At 65.1% G+C, this 22,872-nt stretch carries 20 protein-coding genes; 5 read left to right on the top strand and 15 right to left on the bottom strand.

Going from position 1 to position 22,872, the window contains the following annotated elements; all coding sequences use genetic code 11:
- Positions 1-27: 27 nt before the first annotated feature.
- The gene (locus tag EQZ23_RS14890; RefSeq protein ID WP_128455203.1) at positions 28-234 is read right to left on the bottom strand and encodes a hypothetical protein; all 207 of its coding nucleotides are present in this window, start codon (positions 232-234) and stop codon (positions 28-30) included.
- 300 nt (positions 235-534) lie between these two features.
- Here EQZ23_RS14890 and EQZ23_RS14895 point away from each other — a divergent pair, with 300 nt between their 5' ends.
- On the top strand, positions 535-1,200 hold the full coding sequence (locus tag EQZ23_RS14895; protein WP_128455204.1) for an opacity protein: 666 nt from the start codon (positions 535-537) through the stop codon (positions 1,198-1,200).
- Between the two features lie 430 nt (positions 1,201-1,630).
- Positions 1,631-2,419, top strand: coding sequence for a thermonuclease family protein (locus EQZ23_RS20050; protein ID WP_240663597.1), 789 nt, complete (start codon positions 1,631-1,633; stop codon positions 2,417-2,419).
- Between the two features lie 22 nt (positions 2,420-2,441).
- Here EQZ23_RS20050 and EQZ23_RS14905 read toward each other — a convergent pair whose 3' ends face one another.
- From EQZ23_RS14905 to EQZ23_RS14930, 6 genes are all read right to left on the bottom strand, one after another.
- On the bottom strand, positions 2,442-2,705 hold the full coding sequence (locus EQZ23_RS14905; RefSeq protein ID WP_128455205.1) for a DUF2442 domain-containing protein: 264 nt from the start codon (positions 2,703-2,705) through the stop codon (positions 2,442-2,444).
- The gene (locus EQZ23_RS14910) at positions 2,698-2,967 is read right to left on the bottom strand and encodes a DUF4160 domain-containing protein (RefSeq protein ID WP_056412170.1); all 270 of its coding nucleotides are present in this window, start codon (positions 2,965-2,967) and stop codon (positions 2,698-2,700) included. The genes EQZ23_RS14905 and EQZ23_RS14910 overlap by 8 nt, the downstream gene beginning before the upstream one ends.
- A 70-nt stretch (positions 2,968-3,037) precedes the next feature.
- Positions 3,038-3,274 (bottom strand): transcriptional regulator, encoded by a 237-nt coding sequence (locus EQZ23_RS14915; RefSeq protein WP_128455206.1) that lies wholly within the window; start codon positions 3,272-3,274, stop codon positions 3,038-3,040.
- Positions 3,275-3,298: 24 nt separating this feature from the next.
- Complete coding sequence (locus tag EQZ23_RS14920) at positions 3,299-4,123, bottom strand: HAD family hydrolase (protein ID WP_128455207.1); 825 nt, start codon at positions 4,121-4,123, stop codon at positions 3,299-3,301.
- Complete coding sequence (locus tag EQZ23_RS14925; RefSeq protein WP_128455208.1) at positions 4,120-5,172, bottom strand: ribonucleotide-diphosphate reductase subunit beta; 1,053 nt, start codon at positions 5,170-5,172, stop codon at positions 4,120-4,122. The genes EQZ23_RS14920 and EQZ23_RS14925 overlap by 4 nt, the downstream gene beginning before the upstream one ends.
- A gap of 62 nt (positions 5,173-5,234) precedes the next feature.
- Complete coding sequence (locus EQZ23_RS14930; protein WP_240663598.1) at positions 5,235-5,417, bottom strand: hypothetical protein; 183 nt, start codon at positions 5,415-5,417, stop codon at positions 5,235-5,237.
- Positions 5,418-5,494: 77 nt separating this feature from the next.
- On the opposite strand from EQZ23_RS14930, the gene EQZ23_RS14935 reads away from it, so the two are divergent.
- Positions 5,495-5,755 carry a DUF2171 domain-containing protein gene (locus EQZ23_RS14935; protein ID WP_128455210.1) on the top strand — a complete coding sequence of 87 codons (261 nt, stop codon included), beginning with the start codon at positions 5,495-5,497 and terminating at the stop codon, positions 5,753-5,755.
- 100 nt (positions 5,756-5,855) lie between these two features.
- Here the strand turns inward: EQZ23_RS14935 and EQZ23_RS14940 are convergent, their stop codons facing one another.
- The 5 genes from EQZ23_RS14940 to EQZ23_RS14955 all read right to left on the bottom strand — a co-directional run bounded on the left by EQZ23_RS14940 (position 5,856) and on the right by EQZ23_RS14955 (position 14,334).
- On the bottom strand, positions 5,856-7,775 hold the full coding sequence (locus EQZ23_RS14940; RefSeq protein ID WP_128455211.1) for a ribonucleoside-diphosphate reductase subunit alpha: 1,920 nt from the start codon (positions 7,773-7,775) through the stop codon (positions 5,856-5,858).
- Positions 7,776-8,502: 727 nt separating this feature from the next.
- Positions 8,503-10,062 (bottom strand): PAS domain-containing sensor histidine kinase, encoded by a 1,560-nt coding sequence (locus EQZ23_RS14945; protein ID WP_206364268.1) that lies wholly within the window; start codon positions 10,060-10,062, stop codon positions 8,503-8,505.
- Positions 10,063-10,074: 12 nt separating this feature from the next.
- The gene (locus EQZ23_RS20055; RefSeq protein ID WP_206364269.1) at positions 10,075-10,632 is read right to left on the bottom strand and encodes a PAS domain-containing protein; all 558 of its coding nucleotides are present in this window, start codon (positions 10,630-10,632) and stop codon (positions 10,075-10,077) included.
- Between the two features lie 117 nt (positions 10,633-10,749).
- Entirely contained in the window at positions 10,750-11,448 is a 699-nt protein-coding gene (locus EQZ23_RS14950; protein ID WP_240663599.1) for a haloacid dehalogenase type II, read from the bottom strand.
- Between the two features lie 231 nt (positions 11,449-11,679).
- Positions 11,680-14,334, bottom strand: coding sequence for an EAL domain-containing protein (locus EQZ23_RS14955; protein WP_128455213.1), 2,655 nt, complete (start codon positions 14,332-14,334; stop codon positions 11,680-11,682).
- 204 nt (positions 14,335-14,538) lie between these two features.
- On the opposite strand from EQZ23_RS14955, the gene EQZ23_RS14960 reads away from it, so the two are divergent.
- Both EQZ23_RS14960 and EQZ23_RS14965 read left to right on the top strand, forming a co-directional pair.
- The gene (locus EQZ23_RS14960; protein WP_128455214.1) at positions 14,539-15,678 is read left to right on the top strand and encodes a Gfo/Idh/MocA family oxidoreductase; all 1,140 of its coding nucleotides are present in this window, start codon (positions 14,539-14,541) and stop codon (positions 15,676-15,678) included.
- 6 nt (positions 15,679-15,684) lie between these two features.
- Positions 15,685-16,248: a transcriptional regulator gene (locus tag EQZ23_RS14965; protein WP_128455215.1), complete on the top strand. Its 564-nt coding sequence runs from the start codon at positions 15,685-15,687 to the stop codon at positions 16,246-16,248.
- 299 nt (positions 16,249-16,547) lie between these two features.
- Here EQZ23_RS14965 and EQZ23_RS14970 read toward each other — a convergent pair whose 3' ends face one another.
- The 3 genes from EQZ23_RS14970 to EQZ23_RS14980 are packed head-to-tail and all read right to left on the bottom strand — an operon-like array spanning position 16,548 to position 22,636.
- Entirely contained in the window at positions 16,548-18,116 is a 1,569-nt protein-coding gene (locus EQZ23_RS14970; protein ID WP_128455216.1) for an efflux transporter outer membrane subunit, read from the bottom strand.
- Positions 18,116-21,409: a multidrug efflux RND transporter permease subunit gene (locus tag EQZ23_RS14975; protein ID WP_128455217.1), complete on the bottom strand. Its 3,294-nt coding sequence runs from the start codon at positions 21,407-21,409 to the stop codon at positions 18,116-18,118. Before EQZ23_RS14975 ends, EQZ23_RS14970 begins: the two co-directional genes overlap by 1 nt.
- A 6-nt stretch (positions 21,410-21,415) precedes the next feature.
- On the bottom strand, positions 21,416-22,636 hold the full coding sequence (locus EQZ23_RS14980; protein ID WP_128455615.1) for an efflux RND transporter periplasmic adaptor subunit: 1,221 nt from the start codon (positions 22,634-22,636) through the stop codon (positions 21,416-21,418).
- Positions 22,637-22,872 lie beyond the last annotated feature (236 nt).

The following is a 22,872-nucleotide window of genomic DNA, read 5'->3' on the forward strand; positions in this document are numbered from 1 at the left end:
TACGACGCGCTCCGGCTGGGCGCGTCGTTATCCGCCCGCGTTCGCCAGCACGGCAAGATCGTGGGCGTCGAAGGCTGCGCCGGCCGCATCGGTTGGTTGCGTGGCTACAGTTCCCGAGTCCGCGTTCGTCGGCGGTTCGGGGGCGTCGTTGGCTATGTCATAGGCGGTCCACAGGACCCCTGCCGACCAGAACAGCGCTGCCCAGCGGCTGCGAAAAAGACGCGAAAACCCCATTCATGCTGCATCGCACAACGCATCTCACCGGTCTGTGAACGGACAGCCTTAACGCGCGTGGCGACTGTTTTTTGCCACTTTTCCGCTGTATTTCGACCCATACCTGACCGAAAGCGCCATGGTTCGTTCATCAAACTGACAGGAACCGTTGCTGTTACGCAACACAGCCGAACAGTTCCCTGAATGTGACGTTTTTTGTGCAACCATGTGCCCGCCGGCCTGTTTCGACTTGCCTGGACCGACCCGACGCACCGTGCAGTCGGCGATCCACGCAACAACACGGTATAAGGTCAAATTCACATGCGTAAGCTTTCCCTGGCAATCGCCCTCGCCGCTGCAACGGTCGCAGTTCCCGCCTTCGCGCAGGACATGTCGGCGCCGGCCCCCACCGACAACAGCGCGCAGCCCGGTGAGGCAGCAGCGCCGGACGGCTCGAAGGCATTCGGCATCGAGCCGTATTTCGGCATCATGGGCGGTTGGGAGCAGTTCGACAACGAGCGCGGCCATGGCATCCCGCAGGCGCTGAACGCCGACAACACGCTGCGTAACAACTATCGTCCGTCGGGCTCGCTGGTCCAGGGCGTGCTCGGCGTGAACGTGCCGCTCGGCCCGGTTTTCGTCGGCGCTGAAGGCAACGTGATCAAGGGCATCGAAGGCAACATCGATTGGGAATATGGCGCAGCAGGCCGTTTCGGCTTCCGCGCTGGCGACAGCGGCCTGATCTACGGCAAGGTCGGCTACCAGTGGGTGAACTTCGACAAGTTCTCGGCACGCTCGACCAACGGTGGCGACACCAGCCGTGACTACAGCGCGATCACCTACGGCATCGGCGCCGAAGTCGGTCCGCAGAGCATCGGCCTGAAGGGCATCACCGGTAACGCAGGCTTCCGCATCCGCGCCGAGGTCAACACCTTCGGCGACGCGCAGAGCTTCCGTCCGATGCTCGGCATCATCACGCACTTCTAAGCCTTTGCCTCGCAAGAGGTACAAGCTGGACGCGTAACGGGGGCGGGGAGTGGCTAGGGCCATTTCCTGCCCTTCGTGTGTCCGGCGTTTTCCCGGCGAGACGGGACATGGTGGAAGTGCAGGCGCTCGCATGACCAGCGTAGAAGGGCGGTTGCTGGCCAGCCCGTACGTCGCGGCGCGGAACTGGATATGAGCGGTACGTGCGCCGAACTCGGCAAGTCGGACTGTGAGGCAGGACGGAATCCCGGGCTTTTCGCCCCGTGCATCTCACAAGGCGCGGCGATTGCTTCTCCCGACGATCGTCACGGACTTGGCTCGCACGATGTTCACGATGCGTTCGCCTTGTTTCCGACTCCGCTTGCCGCAACCCACCCTGCGGCGAGGGTGACATCGTCGCGCGCGCGCGTACGCGCGAGGGACGATGGAGTATGTGTTTGATTTCATGCGGTTGCTGAGCGGCGATCGTGCAGGCGCCCCGCGCCGCGGCGGATCGGCCCGCCGACCGGCGCCGAGCGTCCTTTTGCAACTTCGCCTGGTGTTCTACGGCGTGCTGCTCGGGCTGATGATGCCGGTGATCCGCCAGATCGACTGGTCCGCGCTCGTGCCGCCGGGGCTGAAGGTCGAATGGCCGACCGGCTTCGGCATCGCTTGGCCCGCCGGACATCTCCGCGTACCCGGCGGCTGGGGCGGGGCCACCGACGCTCCGAGCGCGGAGGCGTCATCCGCGACAGCCACCGCGGCCGGTGCCACCCCCGGCGCCCCCACCACCGGTACCCTCGCCACCGCTGCAAGCGTCGCGAGCGCCGCCTCGACCGCCGCTGCCGCCGCATCCGCGCTGTCGGGCGGCAAGGCGGTATCGGCGCGCTTCACGATCTGCGGCCACGCCAAGCGGATCGACTGCATGGTCGACGGCGACACCTTCTGGATGGCGGGCACCAAGATCCGCATCGCCGACATCGACACCCCCGAGACGCACCCGCCGCGTTGCGCGCGGGAGCGGCGCCTGGGGGAGGCGGCGACGGTGAAGATGCAAGCGCTCCTCAACGCCGGCCCCTTCAAGCTGGTCCCGATCAAGCGCGACGTCGACCGCTACGGCCGCAAACTCCGGCTCGTCGAGCGCGATGGCAAGTCGCTGGGCGCGGAACTGGTCCGCCACGGCCTCGCGCGGCAGTATGGCGGGGGGAAGCGCTCGCCTTGGTGTGGGTGGGGCAGGGCGTAACGCGCGCCTGGCGGTTGCGGCTTCAGGCAGCGTCGCGGATCAACGCCCCGATGCTGTTCAGTTTTTGATGCAAGGCGTCCGCCGATAGTTCGAAGCCGTTAGGCCAGGCGAGTGCGCCGCCTTCGATGAAGGCGCGCGCGAAATAGGCCGGATCGGTCAGCGGGCGCGTCATCACCGTATCGCGAGCGATAAGGCTGGCAGCCGACCACTGCGCTGCTGCCCCATCGGAAAACACGAGTTCAAGCGTGTCAGGTTCCGTGACCGTGAGGCGGACGAGCTTAATCATCGAGGTCTGCACCGGCGATCATCTCCAGCGGCAACAGGTCTACGCCGCGCTGCCAGTTTGCCATGAGTTCGGGTGTGTGGTCGAGGGCCCATTGCTGTACGATCCGTTCCGCCTTGCGGGGCAGGCTGCCACGGATGATCTTGCCGTCCGCGATCCGGACAAAGGCTTCGAAGCCCTGATAGCTGGCATGGAAATGCGGGGGCGGATGATCGTCGAAGTACATCCGGATCACGATACCGAAGAAGAGCGAGATTACCGGCATCGAGAGCGCATGCCGAGTTTCAAGGGGTGCCAAAGTCCGCCTCGTTTCTGGTTATGCTCTGAAGTTCGGATCACGCCGCCTTGGCGGTCAGTTCGAGGCCGAGCGCCTTGAGTGTCCGAATGACCGAGTCGAGCGCGATATCGGGCTTGGGCTGTTCGGCGATACCGCGGACCTTCGCTACGTCGGATAGTGCCGCGGCGATCAACGGGGGGTCACCGTCCTCGAAGGCAGCCTCGAGATAGGCGAGGATCGCGGCGTCGCTGTCGAGGTACTCGGTGGCGGTCCAGCCGGTCGTTTCGACGGTCATCTGTCGGACTCCTCGGTGCACTATCTACGGACGATACCCGGCATTGCGCGCCATGCGGCCCAGCACGCCTTTTACAGTGATATCTAGCTGCGACTTGTCTCTGTAATCGGCCGGACAAACGTGGTCGGCTCGATCTTCCGCGATCAGATTGTAGACCTTGTCAGAATCTGGTCCTTTAAAGCGGTCTGGATCAAAGACGGCAATCGGCACACCATGTTGGTAGCGGAGCATCTTCATGGCGGGAATGTCGGTGTCGCCATCACCTATGAAGATCATCCGTTCAAAGGGTATCGGGCGTTCGTTCATTGGTATCCAGCGATTGACGGCCTTGTCGTCCGACTGGTTAAGAACACCCTTATTTATACGGAAAAGATATTGAGTTTTTCCGGTATAATTTACGGCGGCTGCTGGCCAAAGCGGCTTGCCATCGAGATAAGCATACTTCGAAGCGAAAATATGCTTGAAGTGCTTTCTTATTGTTGTTCCATCAATAATCTCTTCGAGGCCAGAGCTTATAATGTAATGCTCTATTTCTAGGCCTCTGAGCCTTCCGTACGCTGTAATGCGGGGAAACCAGTCGTCTACACCATCAAAATACGGCAGGCATGCGCCATGCGAAGCAAGGCGCTCCTTTGACATGTGATCACCTTCCACTTTTTGGAGAAGGTGCATGTATGTCAGAATTTCGTCGCCATCTATTTCTAGATTGAGTGCTTTAACTTCTTGCCAGAACATATTTGGGTCGGCGTATCCCATGTCCGGCAACAGGCTGTGTTGCTGCATCGAACCTGGCGAAAGTGTGCCATCAAAATCGTACACGATCGCGGTTCGATGCAGCAAGTTGGTCATTCAGCCGCAACCGAGTCACTGAACATGTCGCGCACTTCGCTCATGTCCACATTAGCCATCGGGCCCTTCTTCGCGGTCTGGCGCTTGTCGAAGCTGTCCCAGACGTCGTTCCACTGGCCCTTGGTGGCGGCCTTCGAATATTCGGTCGCGCGCTGTTCGAAGAAGTTGGCGTGCTCGACGCCGTTGAGCATCGGGGCGAGCCAGGGCAGCGGGTGCTCGTCGATCATGTAGATCGGCTTCAGGCCGAGCTGCGTCATGCGCCAGTCGGCGATGAAGCGGATGTACTTCTTGATCTCCTTGGGGGTCATGCCGTTGACCGGGCCCATCTCGAAGGCGAGATCGATGAAATTGTCCTCGAGGCGGATCGTCGTCTGGCAGACGTCGGCGATGTCGTCCTTGACCGCCTTGGTCAGGCACTGGCGCTCCTGACAGAAGGTGTGGAACATCTTGATGATGCCCTCGCAGTGCAGGGACTCGTCGCGGATCGACCAGGTGACGATCTGGCCCATGCCCTTCATCTTGTTGAAGCGCGGGAAGTTCATCAGCATCGCGAACGACGCGAACAGCTGGACGCCCTCGGTAAAGCCGCCGAACATGGCGAGCGTACGGGCGATGTCCTCGTCATTGTCGACGGTGAACTTCTGCATGTAATCATGCTTTTCCTTCATCTCGGCATATTCGAGGAAGGCGCCATACTCGCTCTCGGGCATGCCGATCGTGTCGAGCAGATGGCTGTAGGCGGCGATGTGGACCGTCTCCATGTTGCTGAACGAGGTCAGCATCATCTTGATCTCGGTCGGCTTGAACACGCGGCCGTACTTCTCGTGGTAGCAATCCTGCACCTCGACATCGGCCTGCGTGAAGAAGCGGAAGATCTGGGTCAGCAGGTTGCGCTCGTGATCGCTCAATTTCTGCGCCCAGTCGCGGCAATCCTCGCCCAAGGGCACTTCCTCGGGGAGCCAGTGGAGCTGCTGCTGGCGCTTCCAGAACTCGAACGCCCAGGGGTATTCGAACGGCTTGTACTGCTTGGAGGCGTGAAGGAGGGACATGGGGTAAGCCTTTCGGGGAATATGTTTTAATTCGGGAAACTGGTGGGATTAGGTGGGGTGCGTCATGTCTCGGTGCTCCACTGCCACATCGCGGCGGCGGACATCGCGAGGACGATCGCGCCCGAGGTGAGCATGATGCCGATCATGCGGAACGCGTAGGTCTGCGGTTCGGTGATGCTGGGCGAGCGGAGTCGCAAAAGAAGTGCGATTCCGACCAGACCGAGCACGCCTGCGACGGCAAACATGATAGCGCTGCCGTACGTCATGCGCCGATTGTCCGGCACAGGCGTTGAGCACGTGTACCCAACACAGGAGAACGACCATGGTCGATGCAACCCAGATTCAGGAACATGCCGAAGTCATCGGCGCGGACGGCGTCCATGTCGGCACCGTCGATCACGTCGAGGGCGACCGCATCAAGCTGACCAAGAAGGATTCCGGCGCGCAGGTCGTCGAGGGCAAGGGCCGCCATGAAGGGCATCATCACTTCATCTCGCTCGGTCTGGTCGCGGCTATCGAAGGCGGCAAGGTCCGCCTGTCCGCCAACGCCGACGTGGCGGTGACGTTCGAAGAAGAGGCCTGACGCGCGGGCGGTACGCTCTACGCGTGCCGCCGAGCCTGCCCGAACCCCGGTCCGTGATCCACGGGCCGGGGTTCGTTGCGTCAGGCCGCGGCGAGGCGCTTTACTGGCAGGCAAGGCACTCATCGTAATCCTTCGACTCGACGTCGATCTGGCGCAGGTCGATCGTGTTGTCGGCCTCGACACCACCGGCAAACCCGGCGCGCTGGACCGACTTCGAGCGGAGGTAATAGAGCGACTTGATGCCGAGCTCCCATGCGCGGAAGTGGAGCATCAGCAGGTCCCACTTTTCCACGTCCGCCGGGATGAACAGGTTCAGCGACTGCGCCTGGTCGATATAGGGCGTGCGGTCCGCGGCGAGCTCGAGCAGCCAGCGCTGGTCGATCTCGAACGACGTCTTGTAGCAGTCCTTTTCCTCGACCGAGAGGAAGTCGAGATGCTGGACCGAACCGCCCTGTTCGAGGATCGAGTTCCACACCGCGTCCGAGTTCTTCGACTTCTCGCTCAGCAGCTTTTCGAGATACGGGTTCTTGATCGAGAAGCTGCCCGAGAGCGTCTTGTGCGTGTAGATGTTCGCCGGGATCGGCTCGATGCACGCCGATGTGCCGCCGCAGATGATCGAGATCGACGCGGTCGGCGCGATCGCCATCTTGCAGCTGAACCGCTCCATCGCGCCGGTGTCGGCGGCGTCGGGGCAGGGGCCGCGCTCGATCGCGAGCTGCATCGAGGCTTCGTTCGCCTGGCTGCTGATATGCTTGAACATGCGCAGGTTCCACGACTTCGCCATCGCGCCCTCGAACGCGATGCCGCGCGCCTGGAGGAAGCTGTGGAAGCCCATCACACCGAGGCCGACCGAACGCTCGCGGCCCGCCGAATAGGCAGCGCGTTCCATGCCGGGCTCGTGGCGGTCGATATAATCCTGCAGCACGTTGTCGAGGAAGCGCATGACGTCCTCGATCAGGCCCTTCTCGTCCTTCCACTGATCCCAGGTCTCGAGGTTCATCGACGACAGGCAGCAGACCGCGGTCCGCTCGTTGCCGAGGTGATCCTTGCCGGTCGGCAGCGTGATTTCCGAGCACAGGTTCGAGGTCGAGACCTTGAGGCCGAGCTCGCGGTGATGCTTGGGCATCGCCTTGTTCACGTGATCGGCGAAGACGATGTACGGCTCGCCGGTCTGGAGGCGGGTCTCGACGAGCTTCTGGAACAGCGAGCGCGCATCGACGGTGGCGCGGATCGCCTGGTCCTTCGGCGAACGGAGATGCCATTCGTCGCCGGCGCGGACCGCCTCCATGAAGGCGTCGGTGATCAGCACGCCGTGGTGGAGGTTCAGCGCCTTGCGGTTGAAATCGCCCGAGGGTTTGCGGATCTCGAGGAATTCCTCGATTTCGGGGTGCGAGACGTCGAGATACACGGCGGCCGAACCGCGGCGCAGGGACCCTTGCGAGATGGCGAGCGTCAGCGAATCCATGACGCGGACGAACGGGATGATGCCGCTGGTCTTGCCGTTGAGGCCGACCGGCTCGCCGATGCCGCGGACATTGCCCCAATAGGTGCCGATGCCGCCGCCGCGCGAGGCGAGCCAGACATTCTCGTTCCAGGTGTCGACGATGCCGCCGAGGCTGTCGGGGACCGAGTTGAGGTAGCAGGAGATCGGCAGGCCGCGGCCGGTGCCGCCGTTCGACAGAACGGGGGTGGCGGGCATGAACCAGAGCTTCGAGATCGCGTCGTACAGCCGCTGCGCGTGGCCGGCGTTATCGGCATAGGCCGAGGCGACGCGGACGAACAGGTCCTGATAGCTTTCGCCCGGCAGCAGGTAGCGATCCTTCAGCGTGTCCTTGCCGAATTCGGTCAGGAGCGCGTCGCGGCTGTGATCGACCTCGACCGGATAGATCTGTGCGCGCACGGAGTGGCTGTCCTGCGCCTGGCGCGGCGCCTTGGGCGTCTCGACGGCGGCAGTTTCGGTGGTCTGTTCGATCGTGTCAGTGGTCATGTCGCTATCCCGGCTGCTGTTTCTGAAATCCATCGAAACTGCTCCTAGTGTTCTGTATTCGTTCGAATCGGTCGCCTGTCGCCATGCTACCATCGGGCGAGCGCAAACGGGAGAACAAAAAGTGACCATCGCGGCGGTGGAAGGCGCGCTTACGGTCATGTTGCATATGGTTATGCACGGCCTGTTCTACCAGCGATTGGGTTCGCCCCCGAACGCAACCCCAAGAGATTGTGCCAAAGCGCGAAGAGACGCAAGGGGGTGTGGGGGTGATCCGGGGCTCGGTTCGTCGCGTTCGCGGTGGGGGTGATCGAGGTGCCTGCGCGCGACGCGTGGACTTCTGCGGGGTACGCGATGTGCAAGGGAACGGGGCGGGAACGAAAAATTATTTCGGGGGTCGAAGTGGCAAATGTTGCTTTGGTCGAGAGGGAGGGCGGGGCGCTTGATATGGTGTGACGACCTAACGATCCTACCCCGCCAGGGGGAGGTGGCTGGCACTTGCCAGGCGGAGGGGGAGGTACGAGCCACCTCCGTTCCGTGTCCTCCCCCTCCGTCGCCTTCGGCGCCACCCCCCCTGGCGGGGGAGGATCGAAAGACCGGGCTGCGATTGATCCGAGCAAGCCACAACGGCACCAACCCGGCGGAGGCCGGGGTCCAATTGGGAAACGTCGCCAACTGAGCGTAGCGCGTCGTTACTGCGACCGTTCCACTTGGGCTCCGGCCTCCGCCGGGGTGCTGATAATCGGAGGGACCGTGCCGCTTCCTACCCCTCGATGATCGTCCGGATCTGCGTCGCGAGGGCCTCCATCGCGAAAGGCTTCGTGATCATCGACATGCCCGGCTCCAGGAAGCCCGCCGCGAGCGCCGCGTTTTCCGCGTACCCCGTCATGAACAGCACGCGGAGGCCCGGACGCATCGCCCGGCCGGCGTCGGCGACCTGGCGGCCGTTGAGGCCGGGCAGGCCGATATCGGTGACGAGCAGGTCGATCCGCTCCATCGTCCGCAGCCGTTCGAGACCGGTCGGGCCGTCATGCGCCTCGACCGCCTGATAGCCGAGTTCGCCCAGCACCTCGACGATCAGCGAGCGAACGACCGTATCGTCCTCGACCACCAGCACGATCTCGCCCGCGTCGGTGACGTGGTCCTGCGTCAGTCCGGGAAGCGGCTCGTCCTGCTCCGCTTCGCCGTAATGACGCGGCAGATACAGCTTGACCGTGGTGCCTTGGCCGACCTCGCTGTAGATCTTCGCATAGCCCTCGGACTGGCGCGCGAAGCCGTAGATCATCGACAGGCCGAGCCCGGTGCCCTGGCCGATCGGCTTGGTGGTGAAGAACGGCTCGAACGCCTTTGATATCGTATCGGCGGACATGCCGGTGCCGGTATCGGACACGCAGATGCAGACATAATGGCCGGGGCGCACGTCGCGCTGGCTGGCGGCGAAGTGATCGTCGAGATGCGCGTTGCACGTCTCGATCGTCAGCTTGCCGCCGTGCGGCATCGCGTCGCGCGCGTTGATGACGAGATTGAGCAGCGAATTCTCGAGCTGGTTGGGATCGCACAGCGTCGTCCACAGGCCGGCACCAAGCACCATCTCGAACTCTATCCGTTCGCCGATCGTGCGGCGGAGCAGATCCTCCAGCGACGCGACCAGCGGGTTGGCCTTCACCGGACGCGGATCGAGCGGCTGGCGGCGCGAGAAGGCGAGCAGGCGATGGGTGAGCGACGCCGCGCGATTGGCGGCGGTGGTCGCGCCGGTGATGAAGCGATCGAGTTCGCCCACGCGGCCCTGCGCGACGCGGCGCTGGACGATCTCGAGGCTGCCGGTGATGCCTTGCAGCAGATTGTTGAAGTCGTGCGCGATGCCGCCGGTGAGCTGGCCGACCGCCTCCATCTTCTGCGCCTGACGCAACGCCTCCTGCGCCTCGACCAGTTCCTGCGTGCGATCGCGGACGCGCTGTTCGAGGTCGGCGTTGAGCGCCTGCAGGTCGCGCTCCAGCATCTTGCGGTCGGTGACGTCGGCGCCCTCGACGAAGATGCCGACGACGGCGCCGTTGGCGTCGCGGATCGGCTGGTAGACGAAATCGAGATAGCGATCGTCGACCGGGCCGCCGGGGGAGGCCTGTACTGCATAGAGCATGCCGGACGCGGTGAACGGCTCGCCGGTCGCGTAGACATGGTCGAGCAATTCGAGAAAGCCCTGTTCGACCGCGTCGGGCAGCGCCTCGGCGACGGTGCGGCCGAGCACGGGGCGGTGGCCGACCAGCTTGTCGTAGCCTGGATTGGTCAGTTCGAAGCGGTGCTCGGGCCCTCGCAGCATCGCCATGAAGGTCGGCGCCTATGCGAACATCTGGCCCATCCGCTCGCGTTCGTCACGGAGCGCGCGTTCGATCAGGACCCGCTCGGTGCTTTCATAGGTCGAGCAGAACATGCCGGCGACCGCGCCGCTCTCGTCGCGCACCGGCGAATAGGAGAAGGTGAACCAGGTCTCCTCGTCATAGCCCTTGCGGTTGGTGACCAGCGGCAGGTTTTCGAAGAACGACGCCTTGCCGGCAAGCGCGCGGTCGACCAGCGGGCCGATATCGGACCAGAGTTCCGACCATATGACATCGAGCCGACCGCCGAGCGCGGCGGGATGCTTGTCGTAGAGGATCCGCGCGTAATGATCGTTGTAGAGGAAGCCGAGTTCCGGCCCCCATGCGACGCACATCGCGAATTCCGAGGCGAGCATCAACGAGACGATCGAGCGGAGCGATTGCGGCCATTGCTCGATCGGGCCGAGCGGCGACGACGACCAGTCGTGCGCGCGGATCATCGCTGCCATCTCGCCGCCACCGGTGAGGAAGTCGGCCGAGGCCATCGGCTGTCCCGCCGGGGTCTTCACGTCTGTCGTCATCTCAGAGTCCTGCCGGGTCGCACACCGGCCCGAAGTATACTCCGACAGCGCGTCGATACCGGTTCAGGCGGCGATAATCCATTGCTCGCACGGCACTGGCCGCCACGGGTCAGCGGGTCATCGGCACAGCTGGTCGGCAAGTCGGGTCAGGCTGTCGACGCTGAACTCCCACGCCTGGGCGTCGTTGGCGTCGGGTGCGGGGCGGCCGCCATATTCGAGCGGGCGGTCGACATAGGCGGTCTGCAACCCGGCCGCGCGAGCAGCGGCGAGATCGCTGTGATGGGCAGCGACGAGGCACAGTTCGGCGGGGTCGACGGCGAGCATGCGCGCGGTGGCAAGGTAGGATTCGGGAAGAGGCTTGTAGACGCGGCTGACTTCGGCACCGAGGATCGCGTCCCAGGGAAGGCGCGCGCGGCGGGCCATGTCGAGCATCAGCGCGATGTTGCCGTTGCTGAGCGTGACCACCGGATAGCGGGTCTTGAGGCGCGCCAAGCCTTCGACGGCGTCTGGCCAGGGGTCGAGGCGGTGCCAGGCATGGGTAAGGTCGACGAGCGTGTCCTCGTCGAGCGTGGCGGGATCGATGGCATGGTGGCGGAGCAGGTCTTCGAGCGCTTCGCGGTGAAGCGTGTCGAGGATCACGAACGGCCGCCGCCCGCTGCGGACTTCTTCAAGCGCGGGCTGATAGCGTTTGCGCCAGCCATCGGCGAACGCGTGCGGATCGATATCGCTGCGACCGAGGCGCGCAAGGACGGGCGCAGCGTCGCGGGCGACGCCGGAGCGCCAGTCGACCACGGTGCCGAACACGTCGAAGGCCAAGGCTTTGATAGGGGGACGCTGGGGCATGGAGGAGAGACGGCGGTGGGGGGCGGTTGGTTCCGAGCGGAGGCGTTAGCGCGTCCCTATTGAAAGCCCTGGCCATCTACCACGCCGGTGGAAGCTACCACCCCGGCGGAGGCCGGGGTGGTGGTGGGGGCGAGCTCGTCTCTCACCGCAGTCCGCCGCCACCGATCCGTCAGCCGAGACGAATCCGTCAGCCAAGACAGGCTATCACCCCACCCGGCGGATGCGAGCGCTCTGGCCGGGGTTCAGCCGATCCAGATTGAACGCCTCGTGGAACTCGATCCCCGCCTTGCCGCCGCGCGCCCAGCGAACCCGGGCGGGGGTCATCTGGTTTTCGAGGAGTTCGATCTGGATCTCGATGCCATCGGGGTTGCCGTCTAAATTCAAGCCGTCGAGCATCGCACCGGAGGTCGATATGTCGCGGATCCGGACGTCGCCGTGGATGCCGTCGAGCAGGATGCGGGCGGAGCGGAGCATCTTGTGGCGGCGGGCGCGGCTGACCTTGAAGCCGCTCGCGGTGGCGGCGCCGTTCTCGACACCCAATTGGCGCAGCGCATCCTCAGCACGGACCGGGCGGCCATAGACGTAGCCCTGGATGTGGCTGCATCCGAGATCGCGCAACAGGTCGATCTCGTCCTGCACCTCGACCCCCTCGGCGGTCGTCTCCATCCCGAGCGTGTCGGCGAGCGTGACGATCGCCTTGATGATCGCGGCGTTGCGGTTGCCGGGCTCGGCGGCGCCCTTCACGAACGACTGGTCGATCTTGATCTTGTCGAACGGTGCGTTGCGCAAATAGCCGAGCGACGAATAGCCGGTGCCGAAATCGTCGAGCGCGAGGCGGACGCCGACGCCCTTGAGCGCCTTGAACATCTGTTCGGACGAGCGCGTCTCGTCGAGGAAAACGCCCTCGGTGATCTCGAGTTCGAGCCGGCCGGGGGCGATTCCCGACTGGGCGAGCGCGCTGGTGACGAGCGCGGGGAGGACCGGGTTGGCGAACTGGATCGGCGAGACGTTGACGGCAACGCGGATCGTGTCGGGCCAGCGCGCCGCCTCGCTGCACGCGGTGCGCAGGACCCATTCGCCGATCGCCTCGATCAGCCCGCATTCCTCGGCGACCGGGATGAAGTCGGCAGGCGAGACCAGCCCGCGTGTCGGGTGGTTCCAGCGGATCAGCGCCTCGTAACCCACGATCCGGACCGAGTCCGTGCTGACGACGGGCTGATAGCAGAGATGGAACGCGCCTTCCGATACCGCGATGCGCAGGTCGTCCTCGAGCAGCTTGCGCGTCCGCGCGCCTGCCAGCATCTCGTCCGCGAAGAACCGGTGGACGCCGCGGCCGTCGCCCTTGGCGGCGTACAGCGCGAGATCGGCGTTGCGGACCAGCGTCTCGGAATCCTCGCCATCGTCGGGCGCGATCGCGATGCCGATCGAACAGCCGATCGTGACCGCGGTGCCGCTGATGAAATAGGGCTGCGACAACGACGCGATCAGGTCGCGCGCCAGATCGGCCAGCGTGTCGCGATTGTCGATGCCGGGCAGCACCACCTTGAACTCGTCGCCACCGAGCCGCCCGACCAGCCCGGTGCCGCCAACCCCGCGCTGGAGCCGTTGCGCGACCTGCTTCAACAACGCGTCGCCGGCCTGGTGACCCAGCGTGTCGTTGACCGCCTTGAACCGATCGAGGTCCATCAGGAACAGTGAGGTCGCGCGGTAGGGGCCGGTGTTCTGCGCGAGCGTCTTTTCGAGCGAGATCCGCATCCGCTGGCGGTTGGCGAGCCCGGTGAGGCCGTCGAACAGTGCCAGCCGGGTGATCTCCGCCTCCGACTTGCGCTGTTCGGTCAGGTCGCTGCCCGAGCCGATGAAGCCCTGGAACCGGCCGAGATCGTCGACCACCGGGCGGCCCGAGATCGACCACCAGCGGTCGCTGTCCGACGCGGCGGCGCAGACCGAATAGTCCGAGAAGGATGTCCGCGACGAGATGTGGAAGGCCAGCGTGCGCTCGGTGCCAGGCGTGTCGCTGTCCATCTGGAACAGGTCGGTGAGGGACTGGCCGATCGCGCTGCCATAGGGCACGAGATCGCGTGCCACCTTGGCCGAGAGGTAGGTCACGCGGCCCTGGCGATCGGCTTCCCAGAACCAGCCGGCGCCGTACTGTTCGAACTCGGAGATCATCTTGACTGCGACGCGCCCTGCATCCGAGGCGGTCGCGCGATCGAGTTCGCGGGCATGATCGATCCGCGCGAGGCGGAGCGTAGCGGCGATCAGGCAACCGAAGAACAGCAGGGCGATCGCCACCGGGATGCCGGGCCCCGCGAGGATCGCCAGCGTCAGCACCAGCCCGCCACCGAAGCCGAGCGAAGCGGCACGGACCGAGTGGAGGCTGACGGCGGTGATGCCGATCGTCCCCGCCACCGCGACCGCGTCGGTGAACCGGATCGGACCATCGGGCGCCGATGTGATGACCCACAGCAGCGCGGTCATCATGGACGCCATCGCGCCGGCGCACAGCGTCACGATCCGGTTGCGCTTGTACGGCGCCAGCGCGACCAGCGCCGGCAGGCGGACGGTCGCGAAGATCGACAGCGAGGCAGCCAGGAGGATCGCGGACTGCGCGGCGATCCCGATGAGGCTGACCTGCGCATCGTTAGCGCCGAACGCGGCGAGACCGATCAACAACGCGCAGGCGATGATCTGGATCGCCAGCGTGAACGGCCAGACCGCCGCGACCTGCGCGAGCTTCAGCACGAACAGATCGGTTACCTGATCGCGGTCGTCCTCGCTCAACCCGAACAGCCCGCGCAGGGCAAGGCCGTGCGGGCGGCTCTGCGCACGGCGATCGGCGGTGGGAAGCGGCGCGTACATCGGGGTATCCTGCGGATTCGAGGCGGTCCGGGCCTATGCGGCGACGCAGGCCCCAGGGCTGGAGCGAACGCGGTCGGAATGTCCGGTTGTCCACCAATCGACCCAAATTGGTTTTTTTAGCGTAAACGGGAAGTTCCTGCTTCTGGGGATAGCTATGCGTGCTGTCGCGTTGAGGGTCCGAACCCCTTCTGCGAGGCATTTCCCATGAGCGTCGTTTCCAACATCACCTCCGCCCTCGGGCTGGGCAAGACGAAGGTCCGCTACGCGATCGTCGGGCTCGGCGACATCTCGCAGGCGTCGATGATGCCGGGCGTCGCGCATACCGGCAATTCCGAGATCACCGCGCTGGTCACCGACGATCCCGAAAAGGCGCGCGAGCTGGGCAAGATGTACGGGGTCGATGCGACCTATCGCTACGACCAGTTCGACGAACTGCTCGGTTCGGGGCTGATCGATGCGATCTATCTCGCGACGCCGAACTGGCGGCATGCCGAGTTCGCGATCCCCGCGCTGAAGGCGGGTATCCACGTGCTGTCGGAGAAGCCGCTGGAGATTTCCGTCGAGAAGGCCGAGGCGATCCGCGATGCCGAGCGTGCATCGTCGGCCAAGTTGATGGTGGCGTACCGGCTGCATTTCGAGCCGTCGACGCTCGATGCGATCCGGCGGATCCGCAGCGGTGAGCTTGGCGATCTGGTCGCGTTCACCTCGTGTTTCACGCAGAAGGTCGATCCGGACAACCACCGCGTGAAGAACGGTGTCACCGCCGGGCCGCTGTTCGACATGGGGCCGTATCCGATCAACGCGACTCGCTATCTGTTCGGGGCAGAGCCGATCGAGGTCGTCTCGGCGGCCACGACGCGCCATGCCGATTCGGGGTTCAGCGATCTCGACGACACGTTCGCGGTCACGTTGCGGTTTCCGGGTGACAAGCTCGCGCAGTTCACCGTCTCCTATTACGCCAATAACGTCGACAGCCTGACGATCTCGGGCACCAAGGGCAGCATCCACATGGATCCGGCCTACGGTTTCGGCGACGCGATGGAGCAGCGCGTGACGATCGGCGACAAGAAGAGCCATGAAAGCTTCAAGCCGACCGACCAGTTCGGCGGCGAGATGCGCTATTTCTCCGACTGCATCCTCGAGGACCGCGATCCGGAGCCCGATGCGGAGGAGGGGATCGCCGACCTGCGCGTCATCGAGGGCGTGCTCGAGTCGCTGAAGACCGGCCGGTCGGTGACGTTGCCGCCATCCCATCGCTCGCGGCGGATTTCGGCGGAGCAGGAGCAGACGCTCTCGCCGATCAAGGTGCCCAAGCTCGTCAACGCCGCCAGCCCGACCGGCTGATCCGATATGCTCGCCTTTCTGGATTTCGAAGCGTCGTCGCTCGGGAAGGCGAGCTATCCGATCGAGGTGGCGTGGGTGTTCGAGGATGGTGCGTCCGAGAGCCACCTGATCCGGCCGGCGCCCGACTGGACCGACTGGAACCCGGCGGCGGAGGCGATCCACCAGATTCCGCGAACTGTGCTTGAGGCTGAGGGCGAGGATCACCGGGTGGTGGCGGCACGGATGGTCGCGGTGCTTACGGGGCACGATCTGCTGGCGAGCGCGCCGTCGTGGGACGGGAAGTGGCTGAGCGCACTGTTGCGGGCCGGTGGGCAGCCTAAGCGGGTCTTGCGGTTGCGCGATTCGGACGAGGCGCAGTTGGAGGCGGCTCGGGTTTGTCTGGTGGGCGTGGAGCCGGGGGCGGTGCGGGAGGCGCTGGCTCGGGAGGTCGTCGGGGAAGTGTCTCAGCGGCGTAACGGGCGGGTGCCGGAGCATCGGGCGCTGGCGGACGCCGAGGGGGAACTGGCGCAGTGGTTGGAGGTGCGGGTTGAGGCGCAGAGGCGGGCGCGGGGGTTTCTCGCTGCGGACTGACAATACCGTGCGCGAACTCGTCTGATGTGCACCTTCCCGGCCTTCGCCGGGGTGGATGTGCGCAAGCGATACCCAGCCATATTCAGGCCTCAACACGTTCAAAGGATGTTTCCCCGCGAAGGCGGGGATCCAGACTGGGCTCCCGCCTTCGCGGGAGAACAAGGAAGGGCTGTTCGGAATCGGGACGCGAACCAGCCTCTATCCGTCATCCCAGCGGAAACTGGGTATCGTGCTTGGGTCGCGTCGCCCGCCTTGTTGAGAGATCCCAGCATTCGCTGGGATGACGGACTTGGGCGCGGTCAGTCGGTTTCCGGCCTTGGAGCGCCGGTTGCCGATACCGGTTGCGGGCCGTTCGCGGTTGCCTCCAGCGTCGAATCCCCGCCCAGCACGCGGTACAGCGTCACGCGGTTGCTGGCGCCGACCAGTTGCGTCGCGACCAGGTTGCGTTGCGCGGTGTAGAGCGAGCGTTGCGCGTCGAGCGAGCTCAGGAAGGTGTCGATGCCGCCGCGGTAGCGCGCGTCGGCGAGGCGGTACGTGTCCTGCGCGGCGGCCGAGAAATTCACGTTCGCCTGTAGCTGGTCGGCGATCGTACCCTGCCGGGCGAGCGCATCCGCGGTTTCCTGGAACGCGGTCTGGATCGTCTTTTCGTAGGTGGCGAGGGCTGCGTCGCGCTGCGCCTTCGAATAGGCGACGCCAGCCACCCCCGCGCCGGCGCGGAAGATAGGGTAGCTGATCGACGGCGCGACCGAATAGTTGAACGCACCACCGGCGAACAGCGACGACAGCGCACTGCTGGCAAAACCGAGCAGCCCGGTCAGCGAGACGCGCGGGAACAGCTCGGCACGCGCTGCGCCGATCTCGGCGTTGGTGGCACGGAGTTCGTATTCGGACTGGACGACGTCGGGACGGCGCAGAAGGATGCTGCTGTCGAGCCCGGCGGGCAGCGTCGCGACGGTCGGCAACGCCTGCTCGATCGACTCGGGCAGCAGCGCCGCGTCGACCGGCGCGCCGACAAGCAGTTGAAGCGCGTTGACGTCCTGCGCGAGCGCGGTGCGTTGTTGCGCGAGGTCGGACTGCGCGGTGAACAGGATCTGCTGCGCCTGGCGGAGATCGGTGCGCGGGGCGACGCCGCCGCGCAGCCGGGCGTTGGTGAGCGTGACGCTGCGTTGCGAGCTGGCGACGGTGTCCTGCGCGATCTTGAGCAGGCTCTGGTCCGAGGCGTAGGTCAGCCATGCGTCGGCGATGTCGCCGACCAGCGTGAGGCGCGTGGTGCGCGCCGCAGCTTCGGTCGAGAAATAGCGATCGAGCGCGGCACCGGTCAGCGAGCGGATCCGGCCGAACAGGTCGAGCTCGAACGCGGTGGTGCCGAGGTTGACCGAATAGGCGCTGTTGGACCCGGACGAACTGACGATCGTGCCTGCACCGGTACCGGTTCCGCCCGTGCCAGTGCCCGTGCCACCCGTGCCCGTTCCACCAGTCCCCGTGCCGCCCGTCCCGGTGCCGCCGATCGCGGTGCTACGCGCACCGTTGCCGCCGTCCGAATAGCTGTATCGGCCGGTGCCATCGATCTGCGGCAGGAGATCGGCGCGCTGGATCCGGTATTGCGCGCGGGCCGAGGCGATATTGGCGGCGGCGACGCGCAGGTCCCGGTTATTGGCGAGCGCCTGCACGATGATCTGCTGGAGCCGCGGGTCCTTGAACACGTCGCGGTAGGTGAACGCGGGCAGCGCCGCCTCGGACTGGCGCAGATACGCGTCGCCGACGGGGAGCGATGGCGGCACCGGGAGTTCGGTCCGCGCGTATTTCGGCGCGAGCGAGCAGCCCGCCAGCGCGGTCGAGGCGGCGAGGATCAGGACTAGCGAACGCATCAGGCGGGCTCCGGCCGGTGGGGGCCCTGTTGTTCACGAGGGCCAAGCGGTTCGGGCGGACCCAGCGGGGGCTCGTTATCGCCGCCGTGCCCATCGTCATCGCCGCCGTGGAAGCCGGTCGGGCGCCCACGCAGTTTGGCGATGCCGTCACGCGCGCCGCGGCGCACGAGGACGAAAAACAGCGGGATGTAGAAGATCGCGAGGATCGTCGCGGTCAGCATGCCGCCGACCACCGCGGTGCCGATCGCGATGCGGCTGTTCGCGCCCGCGCCGGTCGACAGCGCCAGCGGCAACACGCCGAGGATGAACGCGAACGACGTCATGAGGATCGGGCGAAGACGGATCTTAGCGGCGGACATCGCCGCCTCGATGACGCGCTTGCCCTTCTTCTCCTCCTGCTCGGCGAATTCGATCATCAAAATCGCGTTCTTGGCGGCCAGACCCATCGTTGTGAGCAGGCCGATCTGGAGATATACGTCGTTGATGAGCCCGCGCAGCGTCACCGCGAGGATCGCGCCGACGAGGCCGAGCGGGATGACGAGCAGGACCGCGATCGGGATCGTCCAGCTTTCATACAGCGCGGCGAGGCACAGGAACACGACGAGCAGCGACAGGCCGTAGAGGATCGGCGCCTGACCCGAGGAGAGCCGCTCCTGATAGGACAGCCCCGCCCAGGCGATCGAGGTGCCGGGAATTTCGGCGGCGATGTCGGAGATACGCTGCATCGCGTCGCCCGAACTGACGCCGTCGGCCCCCGCGCCCTGGATTTCGTAGGACGACAGCCCGTTAAAGCGGGACAGCGTCGTCGGGGACTGGCTCCAGCTGGTCGTGGCGAAGGACGAGAACGGCACCATCTGGTTGTTCGACCCGCGGACGAACCATTGGCTGAGATCAGACGGCGCGGCGCGGAATTGCGCGTCGCCCTGCACGTAGACGCGCTTCACGCGGCCGCGGTCGATGAAGTCGTTCACATATTGCCCGCCCCACGCCGTCGACAGGGTGGAGTTCACGCTCGTCTGCGTCAGTCCCAGCGTCGACAGCTTTTGCGGATCGGTATCGACCTTCAGCGTCGCGACGTCCGGCAGTTCGGTCAGGCGGATGCCGGACAGCGAGGAATCGGCGCGGGCGCGCGCGAGCAGCTTGTCGCGCGCGGCATTGAATTCGGCGTCGGTCAGGCTGCCCGAGTTCTGCAGCTCCATCGTAAAACCGTTCGACGCGCCCAGCCCGCGGATCGCCGGCGGCACGAGCGAATAGACCTCCGCGTCGCGGAAACCGGCAAACGCCTTCGAGGCGCGCCCGGTGATCGCGTCGGCGGTATTTTCCTTGCCCTTGCGCTCGTCCCACGGCGCGAACGAGATGAAGCCACGGCCGGTGTTCTGGCCCGACGCGCCGCCGCCGCCGCCGCTAACGGTGAACATCGTGCCGATGTTCGCCTTTTCGTTGGTCAGATAATATTGCTCGATCCGCTTTTGCAGCGCGAAGGTTCGACCTTGCGTGGCGCCGGCGGGAAGCTGGAACTGCACGATACCCGCGCCCTGATCCTCGGTCGGCAGGAAGCCCGTCGGCAACCGCAGGAACAGCACCGCGAGCAGCGCGACGACGCCTGCGTAGATCAGCAGGAACAGCCATTTGCGGTCGATCACCGAATGCACCGCGCTGGTATATTTCTGCGTGGCCTTCTCGAACCCGTCGTTGAACTTGTCGCCGGCGCGCGTGAAGACATGCGACACCTTCGGGAATCTGCGTTGGCCCCAGCTCTTTTCGTGGTTGCCCTCCGCGTCCTTCTTCTTCTGCGTGAGCAGCGTCGCGGTAAGGGCGGGGGAGAGGATCAGCGCGACCAGCACGGAGAGGATCATCGCCGACACCATCGTCAGCGAGAACTGGCGATAGATCACGCCGGTCGATCCGCCGAAGAACGCCATCGGCAGGAACACCGCCGACAGCACGAGCGCGATCGCGACGAGCGCGACGGTGATCTCGTTCATCGATTCGATCGTCGCCTCGCGCGGCGACATGTCGGGATTTTCGTCCATCAGGCGCTCGACATTCTCGACGACGACGATCGCATCGTCGACGAGCAGGCCGATCGCGAGCACGAGCCCGAACAGCGTCAGCGTGTTGATCGAGAAGCCCGCGAGATAGAAGATGCCGAACGTGCCGAGCAGCACGACAGGCACCGCGATCGTCGGGATCAGCGTCGCGCGCCAGCTTTGCAGGAACACGAACATCACGATGACGACGAGGATGACCGCCTCGATCAGCGTCTCGACGACCTCGTCGATTGAGAGCTTGATGAAATCCGTCGTGTCGTTGGCATAGGCGTATTTCAGGCCTGGCGGGAACCGCTTTGACGCCTCCGCGACATAGGCCTTCACCAACTCGGCGGTCTTGAGCGCGTCGGCTTCGGGTGCGAGCAGGACGGCGATACCGGCGCCGGGATGCGCGTTGATGCGGCTGCGGGCGTTGTAGTTCTCGGCGCCCAGCTCGATCCGGGCGACGTCGCGCAGCTTGACGATCGCACCGTCGTTGGTGGTCTTCAGGATGATGTTGGCGAACTGCTCGGGCGTCTGGAGCCGCGACTGCGCGGTGACGGTCGCGTTCAGCATCTGCGTATCTGGCTGGGGTTGCCCGCCGAGTTCGCCGGCGGCGACCTCGGTGTTCTGTGCCTGGATCGCGGTGGTCACGTCGCTCGGGATCAGCTGGAAGCTCGCCAGCTTGGCGGGATCGAGCCAGATCCGCATCGCATATTGTGCGCCGTACACGTTGCTGTCGCCGATTCCGGGAATCCGGCCGAGAGGGTCCTGCAGGTTCGAGACGAGATAGTCCGAGACGTCCTGGTTGGTCATCTTGTCGGTCTCGTCATAGACGCCGACGATCAGGAGGTTGTCCGGGTTCGACTTACGGACGACGAGGCCCTGTTGCTGGACCTGTTGCGGCAGGCGGGAGATCGTCTGCTGGACCTGGTTCTGGACCTGGACCTGCGCGATGTCGGGATCGGTACCCTTTTCGAACGTGACCGTGATCGTCACCGAGCCGCGCGACGACGAGGACGAGCTGAAATAGATCAGCCCGTCGATCCCGGTCAGCGATTGCTCGACGACCTGCGTGACGCTGTTCTGGAGCGTCTGCGCGTTGGCGCCGGGAAAGTTCGCGCGGATCGAGACCTGCGGCGGCGCCACGTCGGGATATTGCGCGATCGGCAATGCCATGATCGCGCCGATGCCGCCGAGCATCACGATGATCGCGAGCACCCAGGCAAAGATCGGGCGATCGATGAAGACACGGGATAACATAAGGGCTTAGCCGGCCTTTTTCTGGCTGGAGTCGCCGCCTGAACCATCGTCCTTGGGCGCTTCGATCTTTTGCGCGGCGTTTTCGGGGACGGGCTTCACGCTCTGGTTGGGCGCGATCTTCGACAGGCCCTGCGTGATGATCCTGTCGCCGGGGTTGAGGCCGCTGGTCACGACCCAGAACGCGCCCTGCGTGCGGTCGGCCTTGACCGTCTTCTGGATCGCCTTGTTGTTGGCATCGATCACATAGACCGTCGCATTGCCCTTCGCGTCGCGCGACAGACCCGCCTGCGGCACGAGGAACGCGCGCTGGTTGATCGCCTGCGCGAACTTGGCCTGGACGAACATGCCGGGCAGCAGCAGCCCCTGCGGATTGGGGAAGCGCGCGCGCAGCGTCACCGTGCCGGTCTCGGTGTTGACCAGGGCTTCGGCGAATTCGACCGAGCCGGTCGCGCCATATTCGCTACCGTCCTCGAGCGTCAGGCGCACTTCGGCGCGGGTCGGGACGATGCCGTTCTGGCCGAGCGAGCGGCGCAGCGCGAGCAGGTCGCCGGAGGATTGCTGGATATCGACGAACATCGGATCGAGCCGCTGGATCTGCGCGAGCGGATCGGTCTGTGTTGCCGAGACGAGTGCGCCGACGGTGAACAGCGAGCGACCGATGCGACCGGTGATCGGCGCGGGGACAGTCGTGAACTTCAGGTTGATCCGCGCGGTCTCGAGCGCGGCGCGGGTCTGCGCGACCGAAGCCGTGGCCTGACGCGAGGTGGCGACGGCGTTGGTGTAATCCTGCTTGCTGATCGCCTCCATCTCGGCGAGCGGCTTGTAGCGATCGGCGAGCTGCTTTTGCGCCTGCTGGTTCGCCTGCGCGCTTTGCACGTTTGCCTGCGCCTCGTTGGCGGCGGCGCGGTAGAGGCGGGGGTCGATCTCGTAGAGCGGCTGGCCGCGCTTCACGAGCGTGCCTTCGGTGAAGAAGCGGCGGCGGATGATACCGGTGACCTGCGGGCGGACGTCCGAGCTTTCGAACGCGGTGGTGCGGCCGGCGAGCTGCGTGGTCATCGCGACGCTGGTCGGCTGGACGACGACATAGCCGACGGTCGGGGTACCTTGGCCGGGTTGGCCGGCTTTGCCCTTGCCTTGCGCCTTTTCGCCGCCGCCGGAGCAGGCGGCGAGCGCCAGCGCGGGTACGAGCAGGATGGCGCACCGCCGCGTAGAAAATCGTGTGGCTATCAAGTTTGGTATCCGCTCGCGATCAGTGTGGCAGCTGTTGGTCGGGCTAAACCACGAGGATGTACCAGAAGTATGTCAGTTGAAAAGCGGGCGCGGAAAATAGGGTAGAAAGAGTAACCTGTTTGTTTGGTGGAGACGTTTCTCCCCGTTCCGACATCCTGACGAAAGTCAGGATCCAGAGTTGCGAGGGGATCGTTTGTGGCTCTAGGTCCTGGCTTTCGTCGGGATGACGGGTG

The sequence above is a fragment of the Sphingomonas sp. UV9 genome (assembly GCF_004101245.1).
Classification (GTDB): Bacteria; Pseudomonadota; Alphaproteobacteria; order Sphingomonadales; family Sphingomonadaceae; genus Sphingomonas.

Excerpts from the sequence above, each read along its gene's own strand:
- EQZ23_RS14890 (WP_128455203.1), bottom strand. The coding sequence starts at position 234 with ATGGGGTTTTCGCGTCTTTTTCGCAGCCGCTGGGCAGCGCTGTTCTGG.
- EQZ23_RS14895 (WP_128455204.1), top strand. The coding sequence starts at position 535 with ATGCGTAAGCTTTCCCTGGCAATCGCCCTCGCCGCTGCAACGGTCGCA.
- EQZ23_RS14905 (WP_128455205.1), bottom strand. The coding sequence starts at position 2,705 with ATGATTAAGCTCGTCCGCCTCACGGTCACGGAACCTGACACGCTTGAA.
- EQZ23_RS14910 (WP_056412170.1), bottom strand. The coding sequence starts at position 2,967 with ATGCCGGTAATCTCGCTCTTCTTCGGTATCGTGATCCGGATGTACTTC.
- EQZ23_RS14915 (WP_128455206.1), bottom strand. The coding sequence starts at position 3,274 with ATGACCGTCGAAACGACCGGCTGGACCGCCACCGAGTACCTCGACAGC.
- EQZ23_RS14920 (WP_128455207.1), bottom strand. The coding sequence starts at position 4,123 with ATGACCAACTTGCTGCATCGAACCGCGATCGTGTACGATTTTGATGGC.
- EQZ23_RS14925 (WP_128455208.1), bottom strand. The coding sequence starts at position 5,172 with ATGTCCCTCCTTCACGCCTCCAAGCAGTACAAGCCGTTCGAATACCCC.
- EQZ23_RS14930 (WP_240663598.1), bottom strand. The coding sequence starts at position 5,417 with ATGTTTGCCGTCGCAGGCGTGCTCGGTCTGGTCGGAATCGCACTTCTT.
- EQZ23_RS14935 (WP_128455210.1), top strand. The coding sequence starts at position 5,495 with ATGGTCGATGCAACCCAGATTCAGGAACATGCCGAAGTCATCGGCGCG.
- EQZ23_RS14940 (WP_128455211.1), bottom strand. The coding sequence starts at position 7,775 with ATGGATTTCAGAAACAGCAGCCGGGATAGCGACATGACCACTGACACG.
- EQZ23_RS14945 (WP_206364268.1), bottom strand. The coding sequence starts at position 10,062 with ATGGCGATGCTGCGAGGGCCCGAGCACCGCTTCGAACTGACCAATCCA.
- EQZ23_RS20055 (WP_206364269.1), bottom strand. The coding sequence starts at position 10,632 with ATGACGACAGACGTGAAGACCCCGGCGGGACAGCCGATGGCCTCGGCC.
- EQZ23_RS14955 (WP_128455213.1), bottom strand. The coding sequence starts at position 14,334 with ATGTACGCGCCGCTTCCCACCGCCGATCGCCGTGCGCAGAGCCGCCCG.
- EQZ23_RS14960 (WP_128455214.1), top strand. The coding sequence starts at position 14,539 with ATGAGCGTCGTTTCCAACATCACCTCCGCCCTCGGGCTGGGCAAGACG.
- EQZ23_RS14965 (WP_128455215.1), top strand. The coding sequence starts at position 15,685 with ATGCTCGCCTTTCTGGATTTCGAAGCGTCGTCGCTCGGGAAGGCGAGC.
- EQZ23_RS14970 (WP_128455216.1), bottom strand. The coding sequence starts at position 18,116 with ATGCGTTCGCTAGTCCTGATCCTCGCCGCCTCGACCGCGCTGGCGGGC.
- EQZ23_RS14975 (WP_128455217.1), bottom strand. The coding sequence starts at position 21,409 with ATGTTATCCCGTGTCTTCATCGATCGCCCGATCTTTGCCTGGGTGCTC.